Raw genomic sequence first — 582 nt, 5'->3', positions numbered from 1 at the left:
TTTTTAATAAGCTCTGCATCGTGTGCGCGGTTTTCATCTAGCCAAAATACAGCTGGAACGCCTGTCGCACGTGCGCGAGTCACTGCAAGTTTCACCCAATCTTGAATTGGCGCGTCTTTTACCTGACACATACGGAAGATGTCACCCTCTTCTACCGCCTGTTCAAGCAGCACTGCGCCAGAAGCATCAACCACACGTACTGTACCTGCTGCATCTAGGATAAACGTCTTATCGTGAGAACCGTACTCTTCTGCTTTTTGAGCCATCAAACCCACGTTTGGTACGCTGCCCATTGTTGTCGGGTCAAATGCGCCGTGCTCTTTACAGAAATCGATAACTGCTTGGTAGATACCTGCATAGCAGCGATCTGGGATCATCGCTTTAGTATCTTTTTGCTTGCCGTCAGGACCCCACATTTGGCCAGAAGAACGCAACATTGCTGGCATAGATGCATCGACAATGATGTCGCTTGGGACATGCAGGTTCGTGATGCCACGATCCGAATCAACCATCGCAAGTTCAGGCTGAGTTTGGTAAACCGCCTGAATTGCCGCTTCAATCTCTTCTTTTTGTGCTGCTGGT

The 582-nt window shown here is 49.1% G+C and carries 1 protein-coding gene; it reads right to left on the bottom strand.

All coding sequences use genetic code 11. The features are described from left to right. The coding region (locus R7E78_RS28740; RefSeq protein WP_318058963.1) for an NADP-dependent isocitrate dehydrogenase at positions 1-582 on the bottom strand (582 nt) is incomplete at both ends.

The organism is Vibrio sp. YT-19(2023) (assembly GCF_033337395.1).
This window is presented reverse-complemented; position numbering and strand designations above follow the sequence as displayed.